20 protein-coding genes are annotated in these 25,418 nt (G+C 66.1%); 11 read left to right on the forward strand and 9 right to left on the reverse strand.

The features are described from left to right. Positions 1 to 77: 77 nt before the first annotated feature. Genes RTY46_RS14500 through prmB form a run of 3 tightly spaced genes read right to left on the reverse strand, consistent with a single transcriptional unit; the run spans position 78 to position 3,137 of the window. Positions 78 to 1,115 carry a D-glycerate dehydrogenase gene (locus RTY46_RS14500; RefSeq protein ID WP_312709224.1) on the reverse strand — a complete coding sequence of 346 codons (1,038 nt, stop codon included), beginning with the start codon at positions 1,113 to 1,115 and terminating at the stop codon, positions 78 to 80. After that, positions 1,108 to 2,211, reverse strand: a complete 1,104-nt coding sequence (aroC, locus tag RTY46_RS14505; RefSeq protein ID WP_312709225.1) for a chorismate synthase — start codon at positions 2,209 to 2,211, stop codon at positions 1,108 to 1,110. Before aroC ends, RTY46_RS14500 begins: the two co-directional genes overlap by 8 nt. Continuing rightward, a complete protein-coding gene (gene prmB / locus RTY46_RS14510) occupies positions 2,208 to 3,137 on the reverse strand; it encodes a 50S ribosomal protein L3 N(5)-glutamine methyltransferase (RefSeq protein ID WP_312709227.1) in 930 nt (309 codons plus the stop codon). Before prmB ends, aroC begins: the two co-directional genes overlap by 4 nt. Before the next feature lie 122 nt (positions 3,138 to 3,259). Between prmB and RTY46_RS14515 the strand changes: the two genes are divergently transcribed. Further along, positions 3,260 to 3,910: an SCO family protein gene (locus RTY46_RS14515; protein WP_312709229.1), complete on the forward strand. Its 651-nt coding sequence runs from the start codon at positions 3,260 to 3,262 to the stop codon at positions 3,908 to 3,910. Beyond that, a complete protein-coding gene (gene asd, locus RTY46_RS14520) occupies positions 3,907 to 4,749 on the forward strand; it encodes an archaetidylserine decarboxylase (protein WP_312709230.1) in 843 nt (280 codons plus the stop codon). The genes RTY46_RS14515 and asd overlap by 4 nt, the downstream gene beginning before the upstream one ends. Before the next feature lie 148 nt (positions 4,750 to 4,897). On the opposite strand, the gene RTY46_RS14525 is transcribed toward asd, so the two are convergent. Then, entirely contained in the window at positions 4,898 to 5,245 is a 348-nt protein-coding gene (locus tag RTY46_RS14525) for a ribonuclease E inhibitor RraB (RefSeq protein ID WP_312709231.1), read from the reverse strand. A gap of 20 nt (positions 5,246 to 5,265) precedes the next feature. After that, positions 5,266 to 6,876 (reverse strand): transglycosylase SLT domain-containing protein, encoded by a 1,611-nt coding sequence (locus RTY46_RS14530; RefSeq protein WP_312709232.1) that lies wholly within the window; start codon positions 6,874 to 6,876, stop codon positions 5,266 to 5,268. Positions 6,877 to 6,999: 123 nt separating this feature from the next. On the opposite strand from RTY46_RS14530, the gene RTY46_RS14535 reads away from it, so the two are divergent. Next, complete coding sequence (locus RTY46_RS14535) at positions 7,000 to 8,505, forward strand: helicase HerA-like domain-containing protein (RefSeq protein WP_345785126.1); 1,506 nt, start codon at positions 7,000 to 7,002, stop codon at positions 8,503 to 8,505. 86 nt (positions 8,506 to 8,591) lie between these two features. Continuing rightward, on the forward strand, positions 8,592 to 9,098 hold the full coding sequence (gene greB, locus RTY46_RS14540; RefSeq protein ID WP_312709233.1) for a transcription elongation factor GreB: 507 nt from the start codon (positions 8,592 to 8,594) through the stop codon (positions 9,096 to 9,098). Between the two features lie 81 nt (positions 9,099 to 9,179). Here the strand turns inward: greB and RTY46_RS14545 are convergent, their stop codons facing one another. Both RTY46_RS14545 and rimO read right to left on the reverse strand, forming a co-directional pair. After that, positions 9,180 to 9,992, reverse strand: a complete 813-nt coding sequence (locus RTY46_RS14545) for a DUF3025 domain-containing protein (protein ID WP_312709275.1) — start codon at positions 9,990 to 9,992, stop codon at positions 9,180 to 9,182. 8 nt (positions 9,993 to 10,000) lie between these two features. Beyond that, on the reverse strand, positions 10,001 to 11,362 hold the full coding sequence (gene rimO, locus RTY46_RS14550; protein WP_312709234.1) for a 30S ribosomal protein S12 methylthiotransferase RimO: 1,362 nt from the start codon (positions 11,360 to 11,362) through the stop codon (positions 10,001 to 10,003). A gap of 205 nt (positions 11,363 to 11,567) precedes the next feature. Here rimO and RTY46_RS14555 point away from each other — a divergent pair, with 205 nt between their 5' ends. Genes RTY46_RS14555 through RTY46_RS14565 form a run of 3 tightly spaced genes read left to right on the forward strand, consistent with a single transcriptional unit; the run spans position 11,568 to position 12,841 of the window. Further along, entirely contained in the window at positions 11,568 to 12,239 is a 672-nt protein-coding gene (locus RTY46_RS14555; protein WP_312709236.1) for a dienelactone hydrolase family protein, read from the forward strand. After that, complete coding sequence (locus tag RTY46_RS14560; protein WP_312709237.1) at positions 12,236 to 12,658, forward strand: HIT family protein; 423 nt, start codon at positions 12,236 to 12,238, stop codon at positions 12,656 to 12,658. The genes RTY46_RS14555 and RTY46_RS14560 overlap by 4 nt, the downstream gene beginning before the upstream one ends. A gap of 15 nt (positions 12,659 to 12,673) precedes the next feature. Beyond that, the gene (locus RTY46_RS14565; protein WP_005410498.1) at positions 12,674 to 12,841 is read left to right on the forward strand and encodes a DUF5668 domain-containing protein; all 168 of its coding nucleotides are present in this window, start codon (positions 12,674 to 12,676) and stop codon (positions 12,839 to 12,841) included. Between the two features lie 53 nt (positions 12,842 to 12,894). Here RTY46_RS14565 and dcd read toward each other — a convergent pair whose 3' ends face one another. Continuing rightward, the gene (gene dcd, locus RTY46_RS14570; protein ID WP_312709238.1) at positions 12,895 to 13,467 is read right to left on the reverse strand and encodes a dCTP deaminase; all 573 of its coding nucleotides are present in this window, start codon (positions 13,465 to 13,467) and stop codon (positions 12,895 to 12,897) included. A gap of 77 nt (positions 13,468 to 13,544) precedes the next feature. Further along, positions 13,545 to 14,399, reverse strand: a complete 855-nt coding sequence (gene apbC, locus RTY46_RS14575; protein WP_312709240.1) for an iron-sulfur cluster carrier protein ApbC — start codon at positions 14,397 to 14,399, stop codon at positions 13,545 to 13,547. Positions 14,400 to 14,579: 180 nt separating this feature from the next. Here apbC and RTY46_RS14580 point away from each other — a divergent pair, with 180 nt between their 5' ends. From RTY46_RS14580 to RTY46_RS14595, 4 genes are all read left to right on the forward strand, one after another. Then, complete coding sequence (locus RTY46_RS14580; protein WP_312709242.1) at positions 14,580 to 16,616, forward strand: prolyl oligopeptidase family serine peptidase; 2,037 nt, start codon at positions 14,580 to 14,582, stop codon at positions 16,614 to 16,616. Between the two features lie 178 nt (positions 16,617 to 16,794). Next, positions 16,795 to 19,647, forward strand: coding sequence for a TonB-dependent receptor (locus tag RTY46_RS14585; RefSeq protein ID WP_312709243.1), 2,853 nt, complete (start codon positions 16,795 to 16,797; stop codon positions 19,645 to 19,647). Positions 19,648 to 19,835: 188 nt separating this feature from the next. Then, positions 19,836 to 21,941 carry a M13-type metalloendopeptidase gene (locus RTY46_RS14590; RefSeq protein WP_312709244.1) on the forward strand — a complete coding sequence of 702 codons (2,106 nt, stop codon included), beginning with the start codon at positions 19,836 to 19,838 and terminating at the stop codon, positions 21,939 to 21,941. A 258-nt stretch (positions 21,942 to 22,199) separates the two neighbouring features. Beyond that, complete coding sequence (locus RTY46_RS14595; protein WP_312709246.1) at positions 22,200 to 25,292, forward strand: TonB-dependent receptor; 3,093 nt, start codon at positions 22,200 to 22,202, stop codon at positions 25,290 to 25,292. Positions 25,293 to 25,418: the final 126 nt, after the last annotated feature.

The following is a 25,418-nucleotide window of genomic DNA, read 5'->3' on the forward strand; positions in this document are numbered from 1 at the left end:
GAAAAACGGGAAGGGGAAAACTCACGCACGACAGCTGGGTTCGGGGAACCTCCTCGGACGGGGCGCGTGGAGGTTCCCTATCGTTTCCCGCTTTTTTTACCCAGCACGGCACGCGCGGCCAGGGCCGCGTCGGCATTGATCGCGCTCGGCATGGCAGTCGGGCTGCCCGACAGGCCCAGGCCCGCCAGCAGGTTGTCCACGGCCAGCTGCACCATGGCCGTGCGCGTGCCCAGCGAGGCACTGCCGATATGCGGGGTCAGCACCACGTTGCGCAGCGCCAGCAGTTCCGGGCGCACCTTCGGCTCGCCTTCGTAGACATCCAGGCCGGCGGCGGCCAGGCGGCCGTTGGCCAGCGCATCGACCAGGGCCAGTTCATCGACGATGCCACCGCGGGCGATGTTCACCAGCGTGGCCGACGGCTTCATCTTCGCCAGCGCAGCCGCGTCGATGATGTGGTGCGAGGCCGGGGTGTACGGCAGCACGGTGACCAGGTGGTCGGACTGCGCCAGCAGCGTGTCCAGATCGACGTAGGTCGCGCCCAGTGCAGCTTCGGTGTCGGCCGGCAGGCGCGAACGGTTGTGGTACAGCACCTTCATGCCGAACCCGTGTGCGCCGCGGCGGGCAATGCCCTGGCCGATGCGGCCCATGCCGAGAATGCCCAGCGTGCTGCCATGGATATCGGCGCCCAGCATGGTCTGGAACGACCATTGCCCCCACTTGCCCTCGCGCAGCCAGCGCTCGGATTCGGTGATGCGACGCGCGGCGGCCATCAGCAGGGCAAAGCCCATGTCGGCCGTGGTTTCGGTCAGCACATCGGGGGTGTTGCTGGCCAGGATGCCGGCCGCGCTGAGCGCGTCCACGTCCAGGTTGTTGTAGCCCACGCCGACGTTGGCGATCACCTGCAACTGCGCGGCATCGGCCAGCTGGGCCGCGCCGATGCGCTCGTTGAGGGTGATGATGGCGCCGTCGACCGAGGCCAGTTGTCCGGCGATCTGCTGCGGCGACCAGGCGGTGACGGTTTCGGTGGCGAGCAGCCGCACGCGATCGCGCAGCGGCGCGATGGCCGCATCGATCAGCGGCTGGCTCACCCATACCGTCGGCCGCGTATCAGCCATCGATCTGCCCGGGAATGCGCGGGGTAATGGTACCGACGTCGCCACACTGGGCGCGGTGGCGCAGTGCCTGGTCCATCAGCACCAGGGCCATCATGGCCTCGGCGATGGGGGTGGCACGGATGCCGACGCAGGGATCGTGGCGGCCGGTGGTGACCACTTCGACCACGTTGCCTTCGGTATCCAGCGACGGGCCCGGCAGGCGCAGGCTGGAAGTGGGCTTCAGCACGATGGACGCGACCACCGGCTGGCCGGTGGAAATGCCACCGAGGATGCCGCCGGCATGGTTGCTGGCAAAGCCCTGCGGGGTCAGCAGGTCACGATGTTCGGTGCCCTTCTGCGCGGCGCTGGCGAAGCCGTCGCCGATCTCCACGCCCTTGACCGCGTTGATGCTCATCAGCGCGGCGGCGAGGTCGCCGTCGAGCTTGCCGTAGATGGGTTCGCCCCAGCCCGGCGGCACGTTGTCGGCCACCACATCCACGCGCGCACCGACCGAGTCACCGGACTTGCGCAGCGCATCCATGTACGCCTCCAGCTGCGGCAGCTGTTCGGCGTGCGGCCAGAAGAACGGGTTGTCTTCCACCGCCGACCAGTCGAAAGCGGCCGGACGGATCTCGCCCAGCTGCGACAGGTAGCCGCGCACGGTCACCCCGAAGCGCTCGGCCAGCCACTTCTTGGCGACCACGCCGGCTGCCACGCGCATGGTGGTTTCACGCGCCGACGAGCGGCCGCCACCGCGCGGGTCGCGGATGCCGTACTTGTGCCAGTAGCTGTAGTCGGCATGGCCCGGCCGGAACTGCTGGCCGATGTTGGCGTAATCCTTGCTGCGCTGGTCGGTGTTGCGGATCAGCAGCGCGATGGGGGTGCCGGTGGTCAGGCCCTGGTACACGCCGGACAGGATTTCGACCTCGTCGGCCTCGCGCCGCGCCGAGGTGTGCCGGCTCTTGCCGGTGGCACGGCGCTGCAGGTCGTGGGCGAATTCGGCCGCATCCAGCGCCAGCCCCGGCGGGCAACCGTCGATCACGCAGCCGATGGCCGGCCCGTGCGACTCGCCGAACGTGGTGACGGTGAACAGCTTACCGAACGAATTGGAACTCACGGGCGCTGCGCCGCCAGTTCGGTGATGCGTGCGCTGTGGGCGATCAGCTCGCGGCATTCGACCGCGAAGATGCCCATCTGGCCGACCTTGAATTCGACCCAGGCGAAGTCGACTTCCGGCAGCAGCTTGATCAGGTGCTGCTCGGATTCACCCACTTCGCAGATCAGCAGGCCGTCCTCGCTGAGGTGCAGCGGGGCGTCGCGCAGGATCTTCAGTACCAGGTCCAGGCCGTCGTCGCCGGCGCGCAGGCCCATTTCCGGCTCGTAGGAGTATTCCTGCGGCAGGGCATCGGTCTCGTCGTTGGTGACGTACGGCGGGTTGGTGACGATCAGGTCGTAGTGGCGGCCGGTCAGGCCGTTGAACAGGTCCGACTTCAGCAGGGTCACGTTGTGCGCCTGCAGGCGCTCCTTGTTCTCTTCGGCCAGCGACAGGGCGTCATCGCTCAGGTCCACGCCGTCCACGTCCCAGTTCGGGTAGTAGTGGCCCATGGCAATGGCGATGCAGCCCGAGCCGGTGCACAGGTCCAGCGCGCGGCTGACATCGCGGCCGGCCAGCCACGGCTCGAAGCCGCACTCGATCAGCTCGGCGATGGGCGAGCGCGGCACCAGGGCGCGCTTGTCGCTCTTGAAGCTGAGCCCGGCAAACCAGGCCTCGCCGGTCAGGTAGGCGGCGGGGATGCGTTCGTCGATGCGGCGCTGGAACAGTTCCAGCACGCGCAGCTTCTCTTCCTGCAGCAGGCGCGCCTGTCCGTAGGCCGGGCCGAGGTCATGCGGCAGGTGCAGGCTGTGCAGCACCAGCTGGGTGGCTTCGTCCAGGGCGTTGTCGTAGCTGTGCCCGAAGGTCAGGCCCGCGGCGTTGAAACGGCTGGTGCCGTAGCGGATCAGGTCGATGATCGTGTGGAGTTCGGCGGCCGTTTCAGCGGTCATGGCGGTACTGCGGGCAAAGTGGCCAATGATTATAGGGCTTGCAGCCTGCGCCGGCATCCGTTGCGACGGAAACGATCCGGCCACAGCCGGTATGATGGGGCCCACTTCGCGCGGGGGCCCCCATGTTCAATCGCAACGTCGGCATCATCCTGCTGATCGCCCTGGCCGCGGGCCTGGGCCTGCTGGCCGCCCAGCAGGTCTTCGCGCCGAAGCCGGCGGCCCACCAGCCGGCCACCGAGGCGATCACCCTGTACCCGCAGGCACGCGCCCTGCCCGACTTCAACCTGGCCCAGTCCGATGGCACCCGCCTGATTCCCGGCGAGCTGAAGGGGCACTGGACGCTGGTGTTCCTGGGCTTCACCTTCTGCCCGGACGTGTGCCCGACCACCCTGGCCGAGCTGGCCGGTGCGCAGAACCAGTGGGAAACCCTGCCGGACACGCTGCGCCCGCGCGTGCTGTTCGTGTCGGTCGACCCGGACCGCGACAACGCCACCCGCCTGGGCGAATACGTGCACGGCTTCCACAAGGACACCCTGGCCGCCAGCGCCGACATTCCCTCGCTGGAGCGCTTTGCCACCTCGCTGGGCTTCGTGTTCCAGAAGGTGCCGGGCAACCATTTCGACGAGAATCCCGAGGATTACACCGTCGAGCATTCGGCCAGCCTGGCCGTGCTTGACCCGCAGGGCCGTCTTGCCGGCCTGGTGCGCCCCCCGTTCAACGCGCCGGCCATTGCCCGCGACCTGCAGAAGCTGACCGAGAAATCCGCCCCATGAGCCTGACCACCGCCCTGACGTATGCCCTGCCCCACCGCCTGCTGTCTTCGATGGCACGCTCGCTGGCGTACTCGGACCATCCGCGCGTATCGCGCTGGTTGATCGACACGGTCACCCGCAAGTTCGACGTCAACCTGGACGAAGCGGCCAACCCCGACCCGCGCAGCTACCCCACGTTCAATCAGTTCTTCACCCGTGCACTGAAGCCGGGCGCGCGCGTGGCCGACGCCGACCCGCGGCGCCTGGTGATGCCCGCCGACGGCCGCATCAGCCAGTTGGGGAAGATCGAGGCCGGCCGTATTTTCCAGGCCAAGGGCCAGTCGTTCACCGCCGCCGAACTGCTGGGCAGCGCTGAGGACGCCAAGCCGTACAACGATGGGCTGTTCGCCACGGTGTATCTGTCGCCGCGCGACTACCACCGCGTGCACATGCCCTGGACCGGCACCCTGCGCGAAACCGTGCACGTGCCGGGCCGTCTGTTCAGCGTGGGCCCGGCGGCAGTTAACGGCGTGCCACGCCTGTTTGCTCGCAACGAGCGCCTGGTCTGCCATTTCGATACCAACTTCGGCCCGATGGTGAGCGTGATGGTGGGGGCACTGCTGGTATCGGGCGTGGAAACGGTCTGGAGCGGCGAAGAGATTCCGGCCTATGGCGACCGCATCACCCGCAAGGATTACCGCGGCCAGGGCATCGTGCTGGAGCGCTTCGCCGAGATGGCGCGCTTCAACTACGGTTCGACCGTGATCGTGCTGCTGCCGCCGGGCGTGGCCGAATTTGCCCCGCAGCTGGGCGCCGAGAGCCCGGTGCGGCTGGGCCAGGCGCTGGCAACGCTGCGCTGAGGGTGGTGGGCGTCAGCGATGCCCGGGATTCTCGGCACGCCGGGTATGCCGGGTATGCCGTCGTAGAGTCGAGCTTGCTCGACTGACGTGCGCAATGCAGTCGAGCAAGCTCGACTCTACGGGGTGAAGCAGTCGAGCAAGCCCGACGCTACTGCAGGGTCGGGGCCGGGCCGACGTCCACGCCGTCGTAGTCTTCAACGCCCAGCTGGCTGGCCAGTGCGGCCAGTTCCTGGTTGCGCAGGTCCAGCGAGGCTTCGTCGTGCACCTCGACGCGCTCCACGTGCAGCACGTGGAAGGGCGCATCGCCCTCTTCGGGCTCCTGCTCGAACTGGTCCACCAGCGTGTAGCCCTGCGCCTGCAGGCTGACAGCCAGCGCCTGCAGGCGCTCGGGGGTGGAATGCACGAAGTAGTAGCCCCACAGCAGGGGCACGCTGAGATCCCAATCGGTGTTCTCGCGCAGGTTCTCGAACAGGTCGCGGGTGGCTTGCAGGTCCATGCGGTGGGGTCTCCGGGCAGTTACTTGTCGCAGCCCTGCAGCTTCAGGGTCTGGCCCTGGCGCAGGCTGTAGGAAGGGGCCTTCAGGCCATTGGCGCGGGCCAGCACCGGCACGTCGCACTGGAACTTTGCGGCGATGCGGCCCAGGGTGTCGCCCTTGCCGACCTTGTAGCTGCGTGCCGGCTTGGCGCGCGGTGCCGGCGCCGGACGCGGTGCGGCCACCGGCGCGCTCGGGGTCGTGGCCACCGGGCTGGCCGCGTTCGGATCGGCCACCGGCACCAGACCGCCTACCGCGACGCTGCCGGTGTAGGTGGTCGCGCTGGGGCGCACGATGGCCGCGTTCAGATCGGCGGTGATGAGCGTGCGCGCCAGATCCGCGCGCGGGCCACTGACACAGTTGCGCTGGTACAGGCTGGCAATGCGCGTGGTGGCGTTGATGAGGGTGCCGGCCGGAATCCAGCCATCGGCTTCATAGCGCGGGTTGAGATTGCGCAGCGCGCGCATGTAGCCATCGCGGGTGCCGTGGCTGCCCAGGCAGATGGTCAGTTCGTAGATGGTGGTCGAACGGGCCAGCCGCACCGTGGCCGGCTGCGCGTTGATCTTCGGGAACTCCACGCCGTACTGCTGCGGGTGCAGGTAGATCCACGCCGCGGCAATCACCATCGGTACGTAATCCTTGGTTTCCCCGGGGAACTGGTTGTACACGCGGTCCACCCAGAAGCTCTGCCCCGGGTTCTCGCGTGCCACGCGCGCGGCACGGCCTTCGCCGCCGTTGTAACCGGCCAGCGACAGCTCCACACTGTTGTTCAGTTCGCGCATGCGCTCGTTGATGTAGGTGGCGCTGGCTTCGGCCGCGCTGCGTGCGTCGAAACGGGTGTCAAAGCCGGTGCCATCCGGGCCCAGGCCGAAGCGGCGGCCGGTGGCCGGCATGAACTGCATCAGCCCGGCCGCACCGGCACGCGAGGACGCATGCACGCGGCCATTGGATTCCTTGGCCATGATGCCGAACAGCAGGGCCTCGGGCAGGCCACGCTTTTCCCATTCCGGCCACATCACCGGGCGCAGGTTCTGGTAGTTCTCATAGGTGGTCATCAGCGCCGGGCGCATGTCGGTCAGCCAGCGGCGGATACCGGCCTGCACTGCCGGGTTGTACTCGACCATGGTGTCGAAGGCGTGGCGCTTGTCGTTCAGCAGCGCGGCGGCGCGCGCCGCCTCGGGCACGTCGGCGGCCAGCGGGCCCACGTGGTCCGGGTCGGCCTCCAGGCGGTCGCCGGCATCGGCGGTGGCGTCATCGTCGCTGGCGGCATCGGCATCACGCTTCAGCAGGCGCTTGTAGGTGGCCAGCATGCTGCCCATCTGGCAGCCCTTCTGCTTCACGCATTCGCTGATGACATCTTCCATGTCCTCCAGCGCCGCGTCGGCCTCGTTGCTGCCCTTGGGATCAGCATTGGCCACCAGCAGCAGGGCGTCGCCATAGCGCTTCTCGGCTGCGGCCATGCGCTGCTGCAGCGCGTCCACCTTCACCTTGTCCCGCGCCGAAACACGCTGCGCGTGGGCATCGGGTGCCAGGGAAACCAGGCCAACCAGGGCCAGCAGCGGCCAGGTGCGGGAAATCAGGACAGGAACGGGCATTGGTGGCACTGTGTGCGAAACAGGCAGGCAGAGTAGCGGTGCCGCCAAGGTCCGGGCAACCCGGCCGGCGACCGGCTGCCGCCGCCGGTTAACATTGACCGCATTCACCACAAGGGCTGGACCATGGATCCGATTCTGCTCGGCAAAGGCATGACCGACGATGTGGCCGTTACCCTGCTGCCGAAACTGGGCAACCGCCATGGCCTGGTGGCCGGCGCCACGGGCACCGGCAAGACCGTGACCCTGATGACCCTGGCCGAGGGCTTTTCACGGCTGGGGGTACCGGTGTTCCTGGCCGATGTGAAGGGCGATGTATCCGGCCTGGCGGTGCCCGGCACGGGCAGCGAAAGCCTGCAGCAGCGTGCGGCGCAGATCGGCGTGGCCAACTATGCACCCGAAGGCAGCCCTACCGTGTTTTGGGACCTGTACGGCAAGCTGGGCCACCCGGTGCGTACCACCGTGAGTGAAATGGGCCCGACCCTGCTGGCGCGCATCCTGGAGTTGAACGACACCCAGTCCGGCGTGCTGGACATCGTGTTCAAGCTGGCCGACGACCGCGGGCTGCTGCTGCTGGACATGGACGACCTGCGCGCCCTGCTGGCCCTGGTGGCCGAAGAACGCAAGGACATTTCCACCGAATACGGCCTGGTCAGCGCGCAGTCGATCGCGGCCATCCAGCGTTCGCTGCTGCGCCTGGCCCAGGACGGTGGCGAGGGCTTCTTCGGCGAACCGGCCTTGGAACTGGCCGACATCATGCGGGTCAACCATGACGGCCGCGGCGTGATCGGCATCCTGGCCGCCGACCAGCTGGTGCTCAAGCCCAAACTGTATTCCACGTTCCTGCTGTGGCTGCTGTCCGAGCTGTTCGAGCAGTTGCCCGAAGTGGGCGACCTGGACAAGCCGAAACTGGTGTTCATCTTCGATGAGGCCCACCTGCTGTTCGACGATGCCCCCGCCTCGCTGGTGCAGCGCATCGAGCAGGTGGTGCGGCTGATCCGTTCCAAGGGCGTGGGCGTGTACTTCTGCTCGCAGTTCCCCGACGACGTGCCGGCCAACATCCTCGGCCAGCTGGGCAACCGGGTGCAGCACGCACTGCGCGCGTTCACCCCGCGCGACCAGAAGGCGGTGAAGACCGCCGCCGAAACCTTCGTACCGAACCCGAAGCTGGACGTGGCCAAGGCGCTGGGCCAGCTCGGCACCGGCGAGGCACTGGTGTCCACCCTGCAGGACAAGGGCGTGCCGATGCCGGTGCAGCAGACGATGATCGCCCCGCCGCGCTGCCGGATGGGGCCGGTCACCGAGGCCGAACGCGCGCAGGTGCGTGCCGGCAGCCCGGTCGGCACCCGCTATGACACCGCAGTGAACCGCGAATCGGCCGCCGAACTGCTGGCCCAGCGCGCGCAGAAAGCGGTGGAGAAGGCCGAGGCCCCTGCCGCGCGCAGCCGCGAGCAGGACGAGGCGCAGGAAGGCGGCTTCGGCCAGGCCATCAAGGATGCGATCTTCGGCACCAAGCGCCGCCAGGGCATGATTGAAACCATGGCCAAACAGACCACCCGCACCGTCGGCACCAAGCTGGGCAACCAGATCGTGCGCGGGCTGCTGGGCGGCATCTTCGGCGGCAAGCGCTGAGCTTCAGCTGCTGGGGTCGGATCCCTCCCGCCAGGGAGGGCTCCGACCCCATTCCCTATCGTCATCCTGAGAAGAAGTCGTACTGCATGTCCCGTTGGCGTCCGCCCGCAGAAAAAAGCACTGCCCTGATCACCGCCGCCGGCCATGCCCGGCTGAAAGCCGAACTGGATGAGCTGTGGCGCGTGCGCCGCCCCGAGGTGGTGAAGGCCCTGGCCGCGGCCGCGGCCGAGGGTGATCGTTCCGAGAACGCCGAATACACCTACCGCAAGAAGCAGCTGGGCGAGATCGATCGTCGGGTGCGCTACCTGACCAAGCGCCTGGATGCGCTGCGCGTGGTGGACACCACCCCGACCGACCCGCAGGCGGTCTTCTTCGGCGCCTGGGTGGAGCTGGAGAACGTGGACAGCGGGCAGACCAGCCGCTATCGCATCGTCGGCCCGGACGAGACCGATGCCGGACTGGGCTGGATCAGCATTGATTCGCCGCTGGCGCGGGCGTTGCTGAAAAAGCGCATCGATGATGAGTTTTCGGTGGAGCTGCCCGGCGGGCAGTTCACGTTCGCGGTGATCGGAGTGGAGTACGTGCCCCGGTAGAGTCGAGCTTGCTCGACTGCTTTTGCGATCAGTCGAGCATGGCTCGACTCTACAGGTCGGTGCAGTCGAGCATGCTCGACTCTACCCGGCGATGTGCAGGGGCAGCGGGTACTGGCGGCCTTCGCGCAACGGGCGGAAGTACGCGGCATCGGCGTAGAAGGCCGCATCCTGCACCTCGTGCCAGCCGGGAATGCCGGCCAGCGGCAGCGGCCGCAGTTGCAAGGGATCAGTCAGCACCTGGTCCTGTTCGATGGCCTGCACCACCGCTTCGATGCAGGCGGTGTCTTCATCGCCACGCACCACCACGCACTTGCCCACCAGTCGCCGCCCGGGCAACAGCGCCTGTTCCATCAGCGCGTGGCCAAACACGGTCGCCACCGCGATAGCACCCTCCTTCCAGGGTCCGGGCGCGAACAGTGCCAACCAGTCATGACTGTCCCACGCCGCAAGCAGCGCGCTGTCGCGCACCCGCACGATCACGCCGGTTTCATCGAACTGGGTCAGTGCGGCCTGCGCGCGGTTGCGCTGGCCGGGCGCCATCGCTGCGATATGCCGGCATTGCTGGCCATTGAGCGCACGCTTCAGCGGCCGCAGATGGGCCCATACCAGCGCATTGAACAGGTCATGCCAGTTGTCGGCACGGGTCGCGAGGCGGCCCTGGGCAATGCGGGTTTCGTAGTGCAGGCCATCGGCCAGCAGCGCGGCGTCCTGCGCCACCAGCCGCAGGCCCGGCACGGCCAGGCGCGCATCCAGTGCCGATACGCTGGGCCAGCCCGGTGTTGCCAGCAGGTCACGGAAGCCGGCCACATCGGCAAACAGGGGATGGTCGAAGACCGATGCCGCCACCGCCGCACGCGGCGGCGGCACGAAGCGTCGATGGCCGGCGTCGGCCATCGCTGTGCTCACAGAACCTTGAGGTCGAACGCCGGCCGCGTGCTCGACGGCAGCGCATCGCCGTACAGATCGTGGTCGTCGCTCTCGGTGATTTCCACGTTGACGAATTCACCCACGCGCAGCGCCACCTGGTCGGCGTTCTGGATATGCACCAGGCCGTCGATTTCCGGCGCATCGGCGCGCGAACGGGCCACGGCGATATCGCCTTCGATGGCATCGACCAGGCACTGCTGCACGGTGCCGATCTTGGCTTCCAGGCGCGCAGCGGAAATCTGCGCCTGCTTTTCCATGAAGCGCGCCAGGCGCTCCTGCTTCACTTCTTCCGGCACCGGGTCCGGCAGGGCGTTGGCGGTGGCACCTTCGACCGGCGAATAGGCGAACGCGCCGACGCGGTCCAGCTGCGCCTCGTCCAGGAACGACAGCAGTTCTTCGAACTCGGCCTCGGTCTCGCCCGGGAAACCGACGATGAAGGTCGAACGCACGGTGATGTCCGGCGCGATGCGGCGCCAGTTCTGCACCCGCTCCAGGGTTTTTTCCACCGCACCGGGGCGCTTCATCAGGCGCAGGATGCGCGGGCTGGCGTGCTGGAACGGGATATCCAGGTAGGGCAGGATGCGGTTTTCCGCCATCAGCGGCACCACCTCGTCCACGTGCGGGTACGGGTAGACGTAGTGCATGCGCACCCAGGCATCGAGCTCGGACAGGCCTTCGCACAGCGCCTTCAAGCGGGTCTGGTAAGCCTTGTCGCGCCACATCTTTTTGGCGTACTTCACGTCCACGCCGTAGGCGGAGGTGTCCTGCGAAACCACCAGCAGTTCCTTCACCCCGCCACGCACCAGCCGCTCGGCTTCGCGCAGTACGTCATCGACCGGGCGCGAGACCAGCTTGCCGCGCATCGAGGGGATGATGCAGAAGCTGCAATGGTGGTTGCAGCCTTCGGAAATCTTCAGATAGGCGTAGTGGCGCGGGGTCAGCTTGATGCCGTAGTCGGGCACCAGGTCCACGAAGGGATCGTGCTTGGGCGGCAGCGCTTCATGCACCGCTTCCATCACGCTCTGGTAGTCCTGCGGGCCAGAGACCGCCAGCACGTTCGGGTAGGCCTCGCGGATCTGCTCCGGGCGCTTGCCCAGGCAGCCGGTGACGATGACCTTGCCGTTCTGGTTCATGGCCTCGCCGATCGCATCCAGCGATTCGGTCACCGCCGAGTCGATGAAGCCACAGGTGTTGACCACCACCACGTCTGCCGAATCGTAGGACGGGACGATGTCATACCCTTCCGAGCGGAGCTGGGTCAGGATGCGCTCGGAATCGACAAGGGCCTTCGGGCAGCCAAGGCTGACGAAGCCGACTTTGGGGTTCAGCTGGGACATGGAAATCGCGGGACTCTGGGGGCCTGGGCCCCTGCCGGCATGGCAGGGGGACCTGGGGGCCGGGGCCTGAAAGGGCGCCAGTATACCGGGGTTGGCGCCTGCGCCTGAACGGCCAGCCGCCTGATCGCGCACAGCCGCTGACGCGCCGCTAACCCGGCCAGCACCGACAATGCAGGCCTGTCCCCCTGCAACGAGGTTCCCGACGATGTCCGAATGGATCACCCTGGATACGCACCATGGCCCGGTCCGTGCCTGGCAGGCCCTGCCCGAGGGCAAGCCGCGCGCAGGCCTGGTGGTGGTGCAGGAGATCTTCGGCGCCAACCCGCATATCCGCAGCGTGGCCGAACGCTTCGCCGCGCAGGGCTATGCGGTGCTGGCGCCGTCGTTCTTCGATCTGGTCGATGGCGCCGAGGCCGACACCGATGCCCTGCCCTACACCGCCGAAGGCGTGAAGGACGGGCTGGAACGGGTGAATACGCTGGGCATGGAAAAGGGCCTGGAAGTGGTACGCGCCGCCGCCACCCGGCTGGCCCCGTACGGCAAGGTCGGCACCGTCGGCTACTGCTGGGGTGGCAGCGTGGCCCTGCTGGCGGCCATGCGCCTGGGCCTGCCCTCGGTGAGCTACTACGGCGGCCGCAACGTGAATTACTTGGACGAAACGCCCAAGGCGCCGGTGATCTTCCACTTCGGCGCGCAGGACAGGAGCATTCCGCCGGAGGCGGTGCAGGCCCATCGCGAAAAGCTGCCGCAGATGCCAACCTACGTCTACCCGGCCGACCACGCCTTCAACCGGGACGTCGGACATGCGTATGATCCAGACAGCGCCGCCCTGGCGCTGCAACGCACCCTGGACTTCTTCACGGAGCATCTTGGATGAGCGAGTTCGAACTGGATACACGCCTGGCCACCGACAGCGTGCTGGTCGCCGAAGGCCCGTTGTCGCAAGTGCGGCTGATGAACGATGAACGCTTTCCCTGGCTGGTGCTGGTACCGCGCCTGGCCGGGGTGACCGAGTGGATCGAGCTGGACGGCGAGCAGCAGGACAAGCTGCGCACCGAACTCAACCGCGCGTGCAAGGCCCTGAAGGGCTCGGACGGGGTGGAGAAGATCAACATCGGCGCGCTGGGCAACATCGTGCGCCAGCTGCATTTCCATGTGATCGGCCGCCACGACGGTGATCCGGCCTGGCCCGGCCCGGTCTGGGGCAGCGGCCCGGCCCACCGCTATGACCCGGCGGCACTGGACCAGCATGTCGCCTACTGGAAGGAACGGCTAGGATATCCGGCCCATCCCTGAGCCTTTGACGACCCGATGCGCTTCAATCTCGTCGCCGCCATCCTGCTGATCCTGATCGGCCTGTTCATGCTTGCCAGCAACCTGGGCTGGACGCATCTCAACCTGTCCAAGCTGCTGCTGACCTGGTGGCCGGTGGCGCTGGTGGGCGTGGGCATCGCCATGCTGTTCGGGCGCGGCAAATAAGGAAGCGCCGGGCATTGCCCGGCGCTCCCGATTCCCAGCGATGACGCGTGCGCTCAGGTGCGCGGCAGGGTCACGCCGGTCTGGCCCTGATACTTGCCACCGCGATCCTTGTAGGACGTCTCACAGACGTCATCGGCGGCAGACTGGAAGAACAGCATCTGCGCCACGCCTTCGTTGGCATAGATGCGCGCCGGCAGCGGCGTGGTGTTGCTGAATTCCAGGGTCACGTGGCCTTCCCATTCCGGCTCCAACGGGGTCACGTTGACGATGATGCCGCAGCGCGCATAGGTGCTCTTGCCCAGGCACACCACCAGGGTGTCGCGCGGAATGCGGAAATACTCGACCGTGCGCGCCAGCGCGAAGCTGTTGGGCGGAATGATGCACTCATCGCCGACGATATCCACGAAGCTGCCCGGGTCGAAACGCTTGGGGTCGACGATGGTTGAGTTGATGTTGGTGAACACCTTGAACTCGCGCGAGCAGCGCACGTCATAGCCGTAGCTGGACGTGCCGTAGCTGACGATGCGCTCGCCGTTGGCCTGCTTCACCTGCCCGGCCTCGAAGGGCTCGATCATGCCGTGCTGTTCGGACATGCGGCGAATCCAACGGTCACTCTTGATGCTCATGCTTTGTCCTGGGTACGAGGGGGCGCGGGGATTCTATCAGGGGGCCGGGCGCGCCCGCTGCGGCGCGGCCGTGGCGGTCACAGCAGCGAGGACAGGATCGGGATCGAACCACGCGGGCGCTTGCCCACTTCCTCGATCAGCCGCTGCGCGGCCTGGCGGTAGGCCTGGGCGGTGGCCGAATCCGGCTGTGCGGCGGTGATCGGCGTGCCGGCATCGCCCTGTTCGCGGATGTCGATCTGCAGCGGCAACGAGCCCAGCAGCGGCACGCCGTACTGCGCGGCCATGCGCTCGCCACCACCTTCACCGAACAGGTGCTCCACATGCCCGCAGTTGCTGCAGGTGTGCACGGCCATGTTCTCGACCACCCCCAGCACCGGCACCTCCACCTTCTCGAACATCTTCAGCGCCTTCTTCGCATCCAGCGTGGCGATGTCCTGCGGCGTGGTGACGATCACCGCGCCGGCCAGCGGGATCTTCTGCACCAGGGTCAGCTGGATGTCGCCGGTACCCGGCGGCAGGTCGATCAGCAGGTAGTCCAGGTCGTCCCAGAGGGTGTCTTCGAACAATTGAGTGAGCGCGGCAGTGGCGCGCGGGGCACGCATGATCAGCGGCGTCTCGTCTTCCACCAGGTAGCCGATGGACATGGTGTCCACGCCGAACGCGCGCATCGGCTCGATGCTCTTGTTGTCCGGGCTTTCCGGGCGACCGGACAGGCCCAGCATGGCTGGCACGCTGGGGCCGTAGATATCGGCGTCCAACACGCCCACGCGGGCACCGAGCTGCTGCAGGGCCACGGCCAGGTTCACCGAGGTGGTGGACTTGCCCACGCCCCCCTTGCCCGAGCCCACCGCGATCACGTTGCGGATGCGCGCATGGGGCGACAGGCCCTTCTGTACCTGGCTGGCGTGGGGACGACGGGCGGGGCTGTTCACTGCGGACTCCGGAAGCGATTCGTGGGGACTGGCAACCTCCCATCATACAAGTTGGGCTGAGGCCGACAGAAATCGAGCAGGCCCGGGGTCGGCCAGATATCGGTTCACGCCAAGTTGACGACCAGCCAGCAGTCGTTCATCTTCAGCGCATCATTCCGTGCTGCTGCCAAGGACGCCACCATGCAACGCCCTCGCTCCATTCCAGCCTTCCGGCTCGCTGCGACACTCACGGGCCTTTGCCTGGGCGTGCTGCAGGCGACCGCAGCGCCACTGCCGGCGGAAGACTTCGCAAAGATTCCCGCCCTGCAATCGGTCACCATGAGTGCCGACGGCAAGCAGCTGGTCGCCATCATTGCCGCCCCTGGCAGCAACAACGCCGACACCGCCCTGGCCAACTGGAACCTGGACAACCTGGGCGCCGGCCCGGTTGCCATCACACCGTCCGGCGACCGGATGAAGTTCATTGCCGCCAGCGCCCTGAAAGCGGGCCGCAACCTGGTCATCGGCCGCCAGGAATGGACGGGCAAGCTGGGCGGCTGCGGTGAGGGCAACAGCACCGGTGCCACCAAGACCTTCCTCACCAAGGCCTACCTGACCGACGCCAGCCAGGCGAAGTTCGACGAAGCCTTCGCCAACAACACCCGCACCCTGGGCGTCAGCCCCGAAACGCTGCGCTGCCTGGAACTGGCCGGCACCGCCTCGCTGGTCCACCTGCTGCCGCTGGACCCGGACCGGGTCATCATCAACCAGCTCAATGAAGCGACGCTGCAGGCCAACTACTACCGCTTCAACCTGCGCACCGGCCAGACCGAGATGCTGTTCAAGGGCAACTCGCGCACCACGCCCGGCCTGTTCCACCCCCGTACCGGCGAAGTGCTGACCCAGACGCAGATCGAATCCAGCGGTGCCGATGATTTCGAGCAGCGCGTGCTGATCAAGAACAGCGCAGGGCAGTTCGAGGTGCATGCGCCACTGACCACCCGGTTGAGCGACCGCTACACGGTGGACGTGGTCGGCATCGACGATGAGAGTGGCAAGCTCTACGTGCTGACCGACCAGTTCTCGGACCTGGTGCAGGCCCGCCTCTACGATCCGGTGAAGAAGGAGTTCGACAAGGAGCCGCTGGCGGCCCACCCGACCTTCTCGATCAGCTCGCTGATCCTTGGCACGCGCAAGAGCAACTTCAACCAGGTGCTGGGCTTCTATGTGGACGGCCCGGAACGCCAGGCGGTCTACGTCGACCCGCAGATGAAGGGCCTGCAGGACGGCCTGCGGAAGGCCTACCCTGGCCTGACCGTCTACATCACCGGCTACAACGACGACCTGTCGCGCGTGTTGTTCACCACCGAAAGCAACCGCAACCCGAAGAGCTACTACATCCTGGCCGACCGCAAGGACGTGGTGCCGCTGGGCAGCGAGCGCCCGTGGGTGGACAGCAAGCAGATCGGCGAACAGCGCTGGGTGACCTATACGGCCCGCGATGGCCAGCAGATTCCGGCCATCCTGGACCTGCCGCCGGGCTGGAAGCAGGGCGATGCCCCCCTGCCCGCACTGGTCCACCCGCATGGCGGCCCGTGGGCGCGTGACTATACCGGCTGGGATGCTTCGGGCTGGGTCCCGTTCTTCACTTCGCGCGGCTACGCCGTGCTGCGCCCGCAGTACCGCGGCAGTTCCGGGCTGGGCCGCAAGCTGTGGCTTGCCGGCGATGGCCAGTGGGGCCAGAAAATGCAGGATGACAAGGACGACGGCGCCGCCTGGCTGGTATCGCATGGCATCGCCGCGAAGGACCGCATCGCGATCTTCGGTTACTCCTATGGTGGCTTCGCTGCCGCAGCGGCCACCGTGCGCAGCCCGTCACCCTACCAGTGCGCCATCGCTGGCGCGCCGGTGACCGACCTGGGCCGCCTGGGCACCTCCTGGAGCCAGAACCGCCTGCAGCGCATCCTGCAGGGGCGTACGGTGAAGGGCATGGACCCGATGCAGAACACCGCAAAGGCCACCCTTCCGCTGCTGACCTTCGTCGGCGACCGTGACGTGCGCACGCCATCCTTCCATGCCCGCAATTTCTACAGCGCAGTACAGGGCAAGGTGCCGGCGCGCTTCGAGCTCATTCCGGACATGCCGCACAGCATGCCGTGGTACCCGCGCCACTTCCAGACGACGCTGACGCTGATGGAGGATTACCTCGCCAAGGACTGCGGACCCGGCGGACTCTGACGCCCGAACTATCCTGAACAGGCCCCGTTGCTGAACCAACGGGGCTTTTTTTTGCCTGCTGGATGCTGAATCGCCTTTAGCAACAGTGAGTTACAAAATTCAATTCTTCACGTTGCATTTACTTTACGGCGCACATACACTCGATTAACCGAAGCATAACAAGTGGGGATCCATCGAAATGCGCAACGCCAACCGCCACATCAAGCCAAGCCGCGTTCCTCTTGCTCTCGCTGTGCTGGCCTGCCTGCAGGCCGCACCGGTCCTGGCCCAGGAGTCCACCCAGCAGGAAGCACAGGCGTCAAGCACTTCATCCACCTCGCAGCGTGCAACCGATCTTGACAAGGTCACTGTCACCGGTTCGCTGATCCGCCGCGCCGACTACGAGACCACCTCGCCGGTCTTCACCATCAACGCCGAGACCAACGCCAAGCAGGGCCAGGTCAACGTTGCCGAGTTCCTGCAGAAGTCGGCCATCGGTTCGGCCGAAACGCAGATCACCCACCAGTTCGGCGGCTTCGTCGTCGACGGCGGCACCGGCGTGCAGACCGTTTCGCTGCGCGGCCTGGGTGCCAACCGTACCCTGGTCCTGCTGGACGGCCAGCGTCCGGGCCCGGCCGGTACCCGCGGCGCCGTCGGCGCATTCGACCTGAACGTCATTCCGACCGCGATCCTGCAGCGCGCTGAAATCGTGAAGGACGGCTCGTCGTCCATCTACGGTTCGGACGCCGTGGCCGGCGTGGTCAACCTGATCACCAAGAAGAACATCGACCGCCCGGAACTGACCGTCACCGGCCGTGTCCCGACCGAAGGTGGCGGTGAAGTGTTCTCCGCCTCGCTGGCCAATGGCTGGAACTTCGAGAAGGGCAGCATCGTGGCTGCCGTCGAGTGGTACAAGCACTACGAGCTGACCCGCGGCGACCGCGACTTCCTGAACTGCAGCAACGACCTGATCAAGGATGCCGACGGCAACAGCATCGATCGCGAAGATCGCTCGCTGAACGCCGGCACCCCGCTGGCCGGCTGCAACAACATGCTGCACAACGTGTTTGACATCGGCAGCACCCGCTACGTGCCGTCGGCGGACGGCAGCACCGTCGGCCCGGTTGCCGGCTACCGCCCGCGCACCACCCAGACCTACGCCCGCGGCCAGGCCTTCTACGATGATCCGTTGAACTTCGCGCGCTGGAGCGAAGGCCAGATCATCAACCCGCAGGAACGCAAGACCGTCTACGTCGCAACCGATTTCGGCTTCGACTCGGTCAACTGGAAGACCCAGTTCCTGTACAACCGCCGCGAAACCGAAACCTTCGCATGGCGCCAGTTCTTCCCGTACGCGTACGTGCCGGGCACCCAGATCGAAGCCAACCCGGTCATGCTGTTCAAGTCGCAGCAGGACGTGACGGTTGATTACTTCTACGCCGCCACCAAGCTCGATGGCCTGTTCAAGGGCACCGACACCTGGGCGTGGGAAGTCAACGCCAACTTCAGCCACTCCGAAGGCAAGTACGGCAACCTGGCCATCCAGGCGTCCAAGAGCGGTGACCTGGATTACACCGACCAGCCGCCGGCAGTGAACTACTTCGACCCGGACTACCTGAGCGGCCGCAAGGTCGACGAACTGGTCGACAAGCTGGGCGTGTGGGACTGGGGCAAGACCATCTACAAGCAGGCCACGATCAATGCGATCGTGAGCGGCGACCTGTTCGACATGCCGGCCGGCGCGGTCGGTTTCGCAGGCGGCCTGGAATACCGCTACTACTCGATCAATGACCAGCCGGGCGAACTGTCCCGCGCCGGTGACATCTGGGGCTCGTCCTCGGCCGACGTGACCAAGGGCAATGACAAGGTCAAGGAAGCGTTCGTCGAGCTGGACGTGCCGCTGCTGAAGGGCCTGCCGGCCATCGAGTCGCTGAGCCTGAATGCCTCCGGCCGCGTGTTCAAGTACGACACCGTCCCGGGTTCGGACAACGTCTGGAAGGTCGGCCTGAACTGGCAGGTCATTCCGTCCCTGCGTCTGCGCGGCTCGATCGGCACCTCCTACCGTGCACCGGGCCTGTATGAGCTGTACCTGGGCAACCAGACCGGCTTCTTCTCGCAGGCCAACGATCCGTGCGTCCGCTGGGGTGAAAGCTCCAACAGCGCCTACCAGACCAACTGCGCGGCAGCAGGCATTCCGGCCGACTATGCCGGTGGTGGCTCCAGCGGCACCGTGTACGCCACGGGCGGCGCTGGCAACCTGGTTCCGGAAACCTCGCGCGCCAAGACCGCCGGTATCGTGTTCACCCCGACGTTTGCCAACCTGAGCGTGGCCATCGATTACTTCGATTACGAAGTGAACGATGAAATCGCGCAGCTGGGCAGCACCAACGTCATGCGTGGCTGCTACGGCGGCAGCATCTACCCGAACAGCTACTGCGACCTGCTGACCCGTAACCCGGCCACCGGCAACCAGCCCTACGCCGTGACCGAGATCCAGAACAAGTACATCAACATCAACAAGCAGCGCACGCGTGGTTACGATCTGACCGCGAACTTCGACCACGACTTCTCGTTCGGCAAGTTCTCGGCCGAAACGCAGGTCACCTACACGATCGAAGACACCCAGGAAGTGTTCTCCAGCGCCGCCGCCAGCGGCCTGACCTCCTCGGAGCTGCTGGGCGACGTGGGCCGTCCCAAGGTCGTGGGTAACCTGGCGCTGAGCCTGACCCGTGGTGACTGGTCGTTCAACTGGCTGACCACCTACATCCACAAGACCGAGGACATCGACCTGGATCCGGTGTTCACCTACCAGGGCCGCCCGAACTCGTATCGCGACATCGTGGCTGACTCGCGCACCTACCACACCGCATCGGTCAGCTACGCGCAGGCCGATTGGGAAATCCTGGTGGGCGTCAGCAACATCTTCAACAAGACCCCGCCGCTGGTGTCCACCGGTGTGGCCGATGCCCGCTACGGCAACGTTGCAGCCTTCGCCACCCAGTACGACCTGTACGGCCGCACTCCGTTCGTACGTCTGAAGTACAAGTTCTGATCCAGCAGTAACCGCAACACCCCGACAGACCCGGCTTTTGCCGGGTCTGTCTTTTCATGGGCCCGGCCAGACCCTTGCGCCCGGCCATGACCTTCGACACCCTTGCAGGCCGGGCCGCAGGCGTATCGTTCGGCCCACGGCCGTCCAACCGGCCTTTCCCTGACTCACTCGGCCTGGAGGCCATTCAAGTGACCCGTACCCCCAAGATCGTGCTGCTGACCCTGGCCGTTTCGGCCGCGCTGGTCGGCTGCGGCAAGACTGATACCCCGGCAAAGGACGCCACCGCCTCCACGCCGGCCACCACCGAAGCCGCCACCGCCTACAAGCTGGACGAGAGCAAGCTGCCGGCCTACAACGCCTTCCAGCCCGGTGACCTGGACGCCAGCAAGGACGCCTGCAGCGCCTTCGGCGATTACGTGAACAGCAAGTGGCTGGCCGCCAACGAGATTCCGGGCGACCGCACCAGCTGGGGCGCCTTCACCATCCTGGACGAGCGTTCGGTGGCCGTGCAGCACCAGCTGGTCGAACAGGTGGCCCAGGTGAAGAATCCGGACCATATCGAGAAGGTGGTCGGTGACCTGTGGGCCACCGGCATGGACGAAGCCAAGATCAACGCCCAGGGCATCGAGCCGCTGAAGGCCGACCTGGCCGCCATTGACGGCCTGCAGGACAAGGCTGCCATCGCCGACTACCTGCGCAGCAGCGCCGCCAAGGGCGAGAACATGCTGTTCGGCTTCGGCGCCGAAGCCGACTTCAAGAATTCGGCCATGAACATGGCATACGCCAGCCAGGGCGGCCTGGGTCTGCCTGACACCACCTACTACACCGACGCCAAGAACGCCGACAAGCTGAAGGCCTACCAGGCCCACGTGGCCAAGGTACTGGAGCTGTCCGGCGTGGCCGCGGCCGATGCAGCCAAGCAGGCCGCGGATGTGGTCAAGTTCGAGACCCGCCTGGCCAAGGCCTCCAAGTCGAGCGAAGAACTGTCGCGCGATGTCTCGCTGTTCTACCACCCGGTCACCCTGGCCGAGGCCGACGCGCTGACCCCGAACTTCAGCTGGACCGAGTTCTTCAAGTCGCAGAACGTCGCCGCTCCGGAGAAGTTCTCGCTGGCCATCCCGACCTTCCACCAGGAAGTGAGCAAGGCCCTGGCCGATACCGATCCGTCGATCTGGCGCGCCTACCTGCGCTTCCACACTGTTGATGGCGCTTCGCCGTACCTGTCCGAAGCGTTCGTGCAGGAAAGCTACAACTTCTACGGCAAGACCCTGAACGGCCAGAAGGAACAGAAGCCGCGCTGGAAGCGCGTGCTGGGCACCATTGAAAGCGACGCCGGCGAAGCCTTCGGCCAGCTGTACGTGAAGGTGGCCTTCTCGCCGGAAGCCAAGGCGAAGATGGAAGACCTGGTGAAGAACCTGGCCGCATCGCTGAAGGACCGCATCCAGGGCCTGTCCTGGATGAGCGATGAAACCAAGGCCAAGGCCATCGCCAAGTGGGAAACCTTCACCCCGAAGATCGGCTACCCGGACAAGTGGCGCGACTGGTCGGGCCTGCAGACCAACCGTGACAGCTACCTGGGCAACGTGCGCGCGGCCACTGCGTTCAACTACCAGTACAACCTGTCCAAGATCGGCAAGCCGGTGGACAAGACCGAATGGGGCATGACCCCGCAGACGGTCAACGCCTACTACAACCCGCTGCAGAACGAGATCGTGTTCCCGGCCGCCATCCTGCAGCCGCCGTTCTTCGACCCGAAGGCCGACGACGCCCTGAACTACGGCGGCATCGGTGCGGTCATCGGCCACGAAATGACCCACGGTTACGACGACCAGGGCAGCCGCTTCGGGCCGACCGGCAACTTCGAGAACTGGTGGACCGAAGGCGATTCGAAGAACTTCGCAGGCCTGACCGGCAAGCTGGTCAAGCAGTTCGACCAGTACAAGGTGGACGGCCAGGCGGTGAACGGCAAGCTGACCCTGGGCGAGAACATCGCCGACCTGGGCGGACTGGCTACGGCCTACGACGCCCTGCAGAAGGCCAGCGCCGGCAAGGAAGACCCGAAGGTGGACGGCTTCACCCGCGACCAGCGCTTCTTCTTCAACTGGGCCACCGTGTGGCGCACCAAGTACACCCCGGAAAACGCCAAGGTCCGCCTGGCCACCGACCCGCACGCCCCGGCACAGTTCCGCGCCATGGGTGCGCCGTCGAACCTGCCGACCTTCGCTGCAGCGTTCCAGTGCAAGGCCGGTTCGCCGATGGCCCGCACCGGCGACCAGCAGGTGGTGATCTGGTAAGCCGCGACTGACCGCAACGCAGACCCAGGAGGCCCGGGATACCCCGGGCCTCTTTTTTTGCGCAATGCAGCACAAGAAGCGCTGATCCGGCGTTGTGTGATCGAGCGCACACCCCTTGAGCGCAAAGGCCTACAGGAATGATGTGAAAAAATCATTACGAAATGCTTGCCAAACGATTAGTTCATTTGATATTCATGAAATCGAGGCGCCATTCAAGCCTCGTTAATCTTCAAAGACATCCATTTTTCGGGGAAATCGATGAGCAAGCATTCAGCGCAGCTGCGTCGCGCAGGTCTGACCGTGGCCCTGGGCCTGTGCCTGGCCGGCGTGGCCCAGGCCCAGTCCGTGACCGGCAGCATCTACGGTTCTGGTGAGCCGGGGACCACCATCACCGTGCAGAACCTGGGCACGGGCGTGAGCCGTACCGTCACCGTGGACAAGAACGGCCGCTATCGCGCCGCCGATCTGCCCAACGGCAACTACAAGGTCATCCTGCAGAAGGATGGCCAGGTCGTAGCGACCCGTGATTCGGTGCAGGTACTGATCGCCAGCGGCACCGACGTGTCCTTCGGTGCAGGCGGCGTGCAGAACCTGGACCGCGTGGAAGTGACCGCCGCTGCCGTGCCGCGTGTCGACGTGACCCAGGTCGATACCCGCACCGTGTTCACCGCCGAGGAGATCAACAAGATCGCCGTTGGCCGTGACATCGCCAGCGTCGCCCTGCTGGCACCGAGCGTGGTGTCCAACTCCAGCTACACCGCCAACGGCAACACGGTTCCCAGCTTCGGCGGCGCCGCATCGTCCGAGAATGCCTACTACATCAACGGCTACCCGGTCACCAACCCGCTGACCTCGATCGGTTTCACCACCCTGCCCTTCGACGCCCTGGCCCAGCAGCAGACCCTGACCGGTGGCTACGGCGCCGAGTTCGGCCGCGCCACCGGTGGCGTCGTCAACGTCGTCACCAAGCGCGGTTCCAATGAGTTCCACGCCGGTGCCTACACCTACTGGAGTCCGGAATCGCTGCGTTCGGACCCGAAGGACTCGTACTTCCCGGTCACCGGCTTCTACGGCGATGACAATCCGGACCCGACCAAGCGCACCGACGGCAAGCTGTACCAGACCCGGAAGAAGTCGCAGAGCTGGACCCAGACCAGCGGCATCTATGCCAGCGGTCCGGTCGTGGAGGACAAGCTGTTCTTCTACGCCAACGTGGAACTGACCAAGCGTGAAGGCGCCGGCGTGGCGTCGACCAGCCAGGCTGCCGCCACCACCACCAACGCGTGGCAGGAATACAAGTACGAGTATCCGCGCTGGGCGGCCAAGATCGACTGGAACATCACCGACAACCACCTGCTGGAACTGACCGGCATCTCCGATGTCACCAAGTACTACAGCGAAGGCTACACGTACGATTACGCGACCGGCACGCACGGTGACGAGCAGAACGCCGGCACCAGCAACGAAGACAAGGCCCGCCTGTACGTGGGCAAGTACACCGGCTACATCACCGATGATCTGACCATCTCGGCGCTGTACGGCACGCAGAAGGTCGACCACAGCCAGACCCCGTGGGGCTACGACCCGGCCTGCCCGCGTACCTCCTCGTCGGCAACCACCCGCGCACCGGGTATCCCGGCCGCCAACTACGCCGGTTGCTGGACCGCAGCCACGGTCAACGTGCCCGGCGCCTACGACGAAACGAAGGGCTTCCGCTTCGACGTCAACTACCGCCTGGGCAATCACGACCTGCGCGCCGGCCTGGACAACATGGAAGCCGAGTCGTACACCGGCAGCGAGTACGGCGGTGGCTTCGTCTGGGTCTACTCGCGCACCAACAACCCGAACGCTGCGATCGACGCCTCGCATGGCGTGGGCTCACCGGCAGCGGCCGGTGGCCTGGGTTCGCAGGGTTACTACGTGCGCCAGCAGTACTACACCCAGCTGGCGAACGTGCGCACCAAGCAGAGCGCACAGTACATCGAAGACCGCTGGCAGGTGACCGACAACGTGCTGCTGCAGCTGGGCCTGCGCAACGAAATCTTCAAGAACTACACCAGCGCCGGCGAGGTCTACGTCAAGCAGGACAACCAGTGGGCCCCGCGTCTGGGCGCCGTGTGGGACGTCTTCGGTGATTCGACCCTGAAGCTGTTCGCCAATGCCGGCCGCTACCACCTGGCACTGCCGAACAACGTGGCCGTCCGCGCTGCGTCGGGCTCGCTGTACACCATGGAATACTTCACCTACACCGGCGTGGCGGCTGACGGCACCCCGACCGGCCTGGTCAATGTCCCGGTGGACCAGAGCCTGGGCTACACCTGCCCTGGTAACCCGAACGCGATCTCCTCCAACCTGGAATGCGGCAATGCGCCTGATCCGCGCACCGTGGCCGCCGTCAACCTGAAGTCGCACTACCAGGACGAGTACATCATCGGCATGGAACAGGCACTGGGCGATTCGCTCACCTGGGGTGCCAAGTTCACCTACCGCGACCTGAAGAGCGCCATCGATGACACCTGCACCCCCGCACTGGGTGGCGGCTGCTTCATCTTCAACCCCGGCGAAAGCAACACCTTCTGGGAAGAGCAGGCCGATGGCAGCTTTGCCCAGCACACCTACTCGGCCGAAGAGCTGAACCTGCCGAAGCTGAAGCGTCGCTACTACGCGCTGGATCTGTTCCTGGAAGGCTCGATCGGCGAGAAGTTCAACGGCAAGATCGCCTACACCTTCTCGCGCAACTACGGCAACACCGAAGGCCAGCTGGCCTCCGACCTGGATACCGGCACCGGCGGCCAGACCGACGTGTCCGTTACCCAGGACTGGGATCTGCCGCAGCTGATGGTCGGTGCCAACGGCAGGCTGCCCAACCACCGCGCGCACCAGTTCAAGGCGTTCGGTGCTTACCAGATCAGCGACGAATGGCGCGTGGGTGGTTCGCTGCTGGTCGATTCCGGCCGTCCGCGTTCGTGCACCAGCTACTACCCGACCGCAGATGCAGGCCTGTACAACGGCGCCTACTACCACTTCTGCGGCCTGGCTGGCAGCGGCACCGCACCGGGTTCGGCGGGCTACGTGGCACCGTCGGCGGACTACGCCTTCTCGCCGCGCGGCAGCAAGGGTGAAGCGCCGTGGAACTACACGCTGAACCTGTCGCTGGCCTACACCCCGCTGTGGGCGGACAAGAAGCTGACCCTGCAGGCTGACGTGCTGAATGTGCTCAACCGCCAGGTCGCCACCTTCTACTACAGCAACTACTCCACCGACCGTGTGACCCCGGATGCCCGCTACAACCAGGCACTGGGCTACACCTCGCCGCGCCAGGTCCGCCTGTCGGCACGTTACGACTTCTAAGCAACCCGGCTGGGATCCACCCATAGCGGGGCCGCGCTCGACGGCCCCCGTTCTCCTCTCCTCCCCCTGCTTCGGCAGGGGGATTTTTCTTTGCTGCTTCACCCATTCCCGGACAGCGGCCCGCGC

Origin of the sequence: Stenotrophomonas sp., from assembly GCF_032056425.1 — a bacterium.
Classification (GTDB): domain Bacteria; phylum Pseudomonadota; class Gammaproteobacteria; order Xanthomonadales; family Xanthomonadaceae; genus Stenotrophomonas.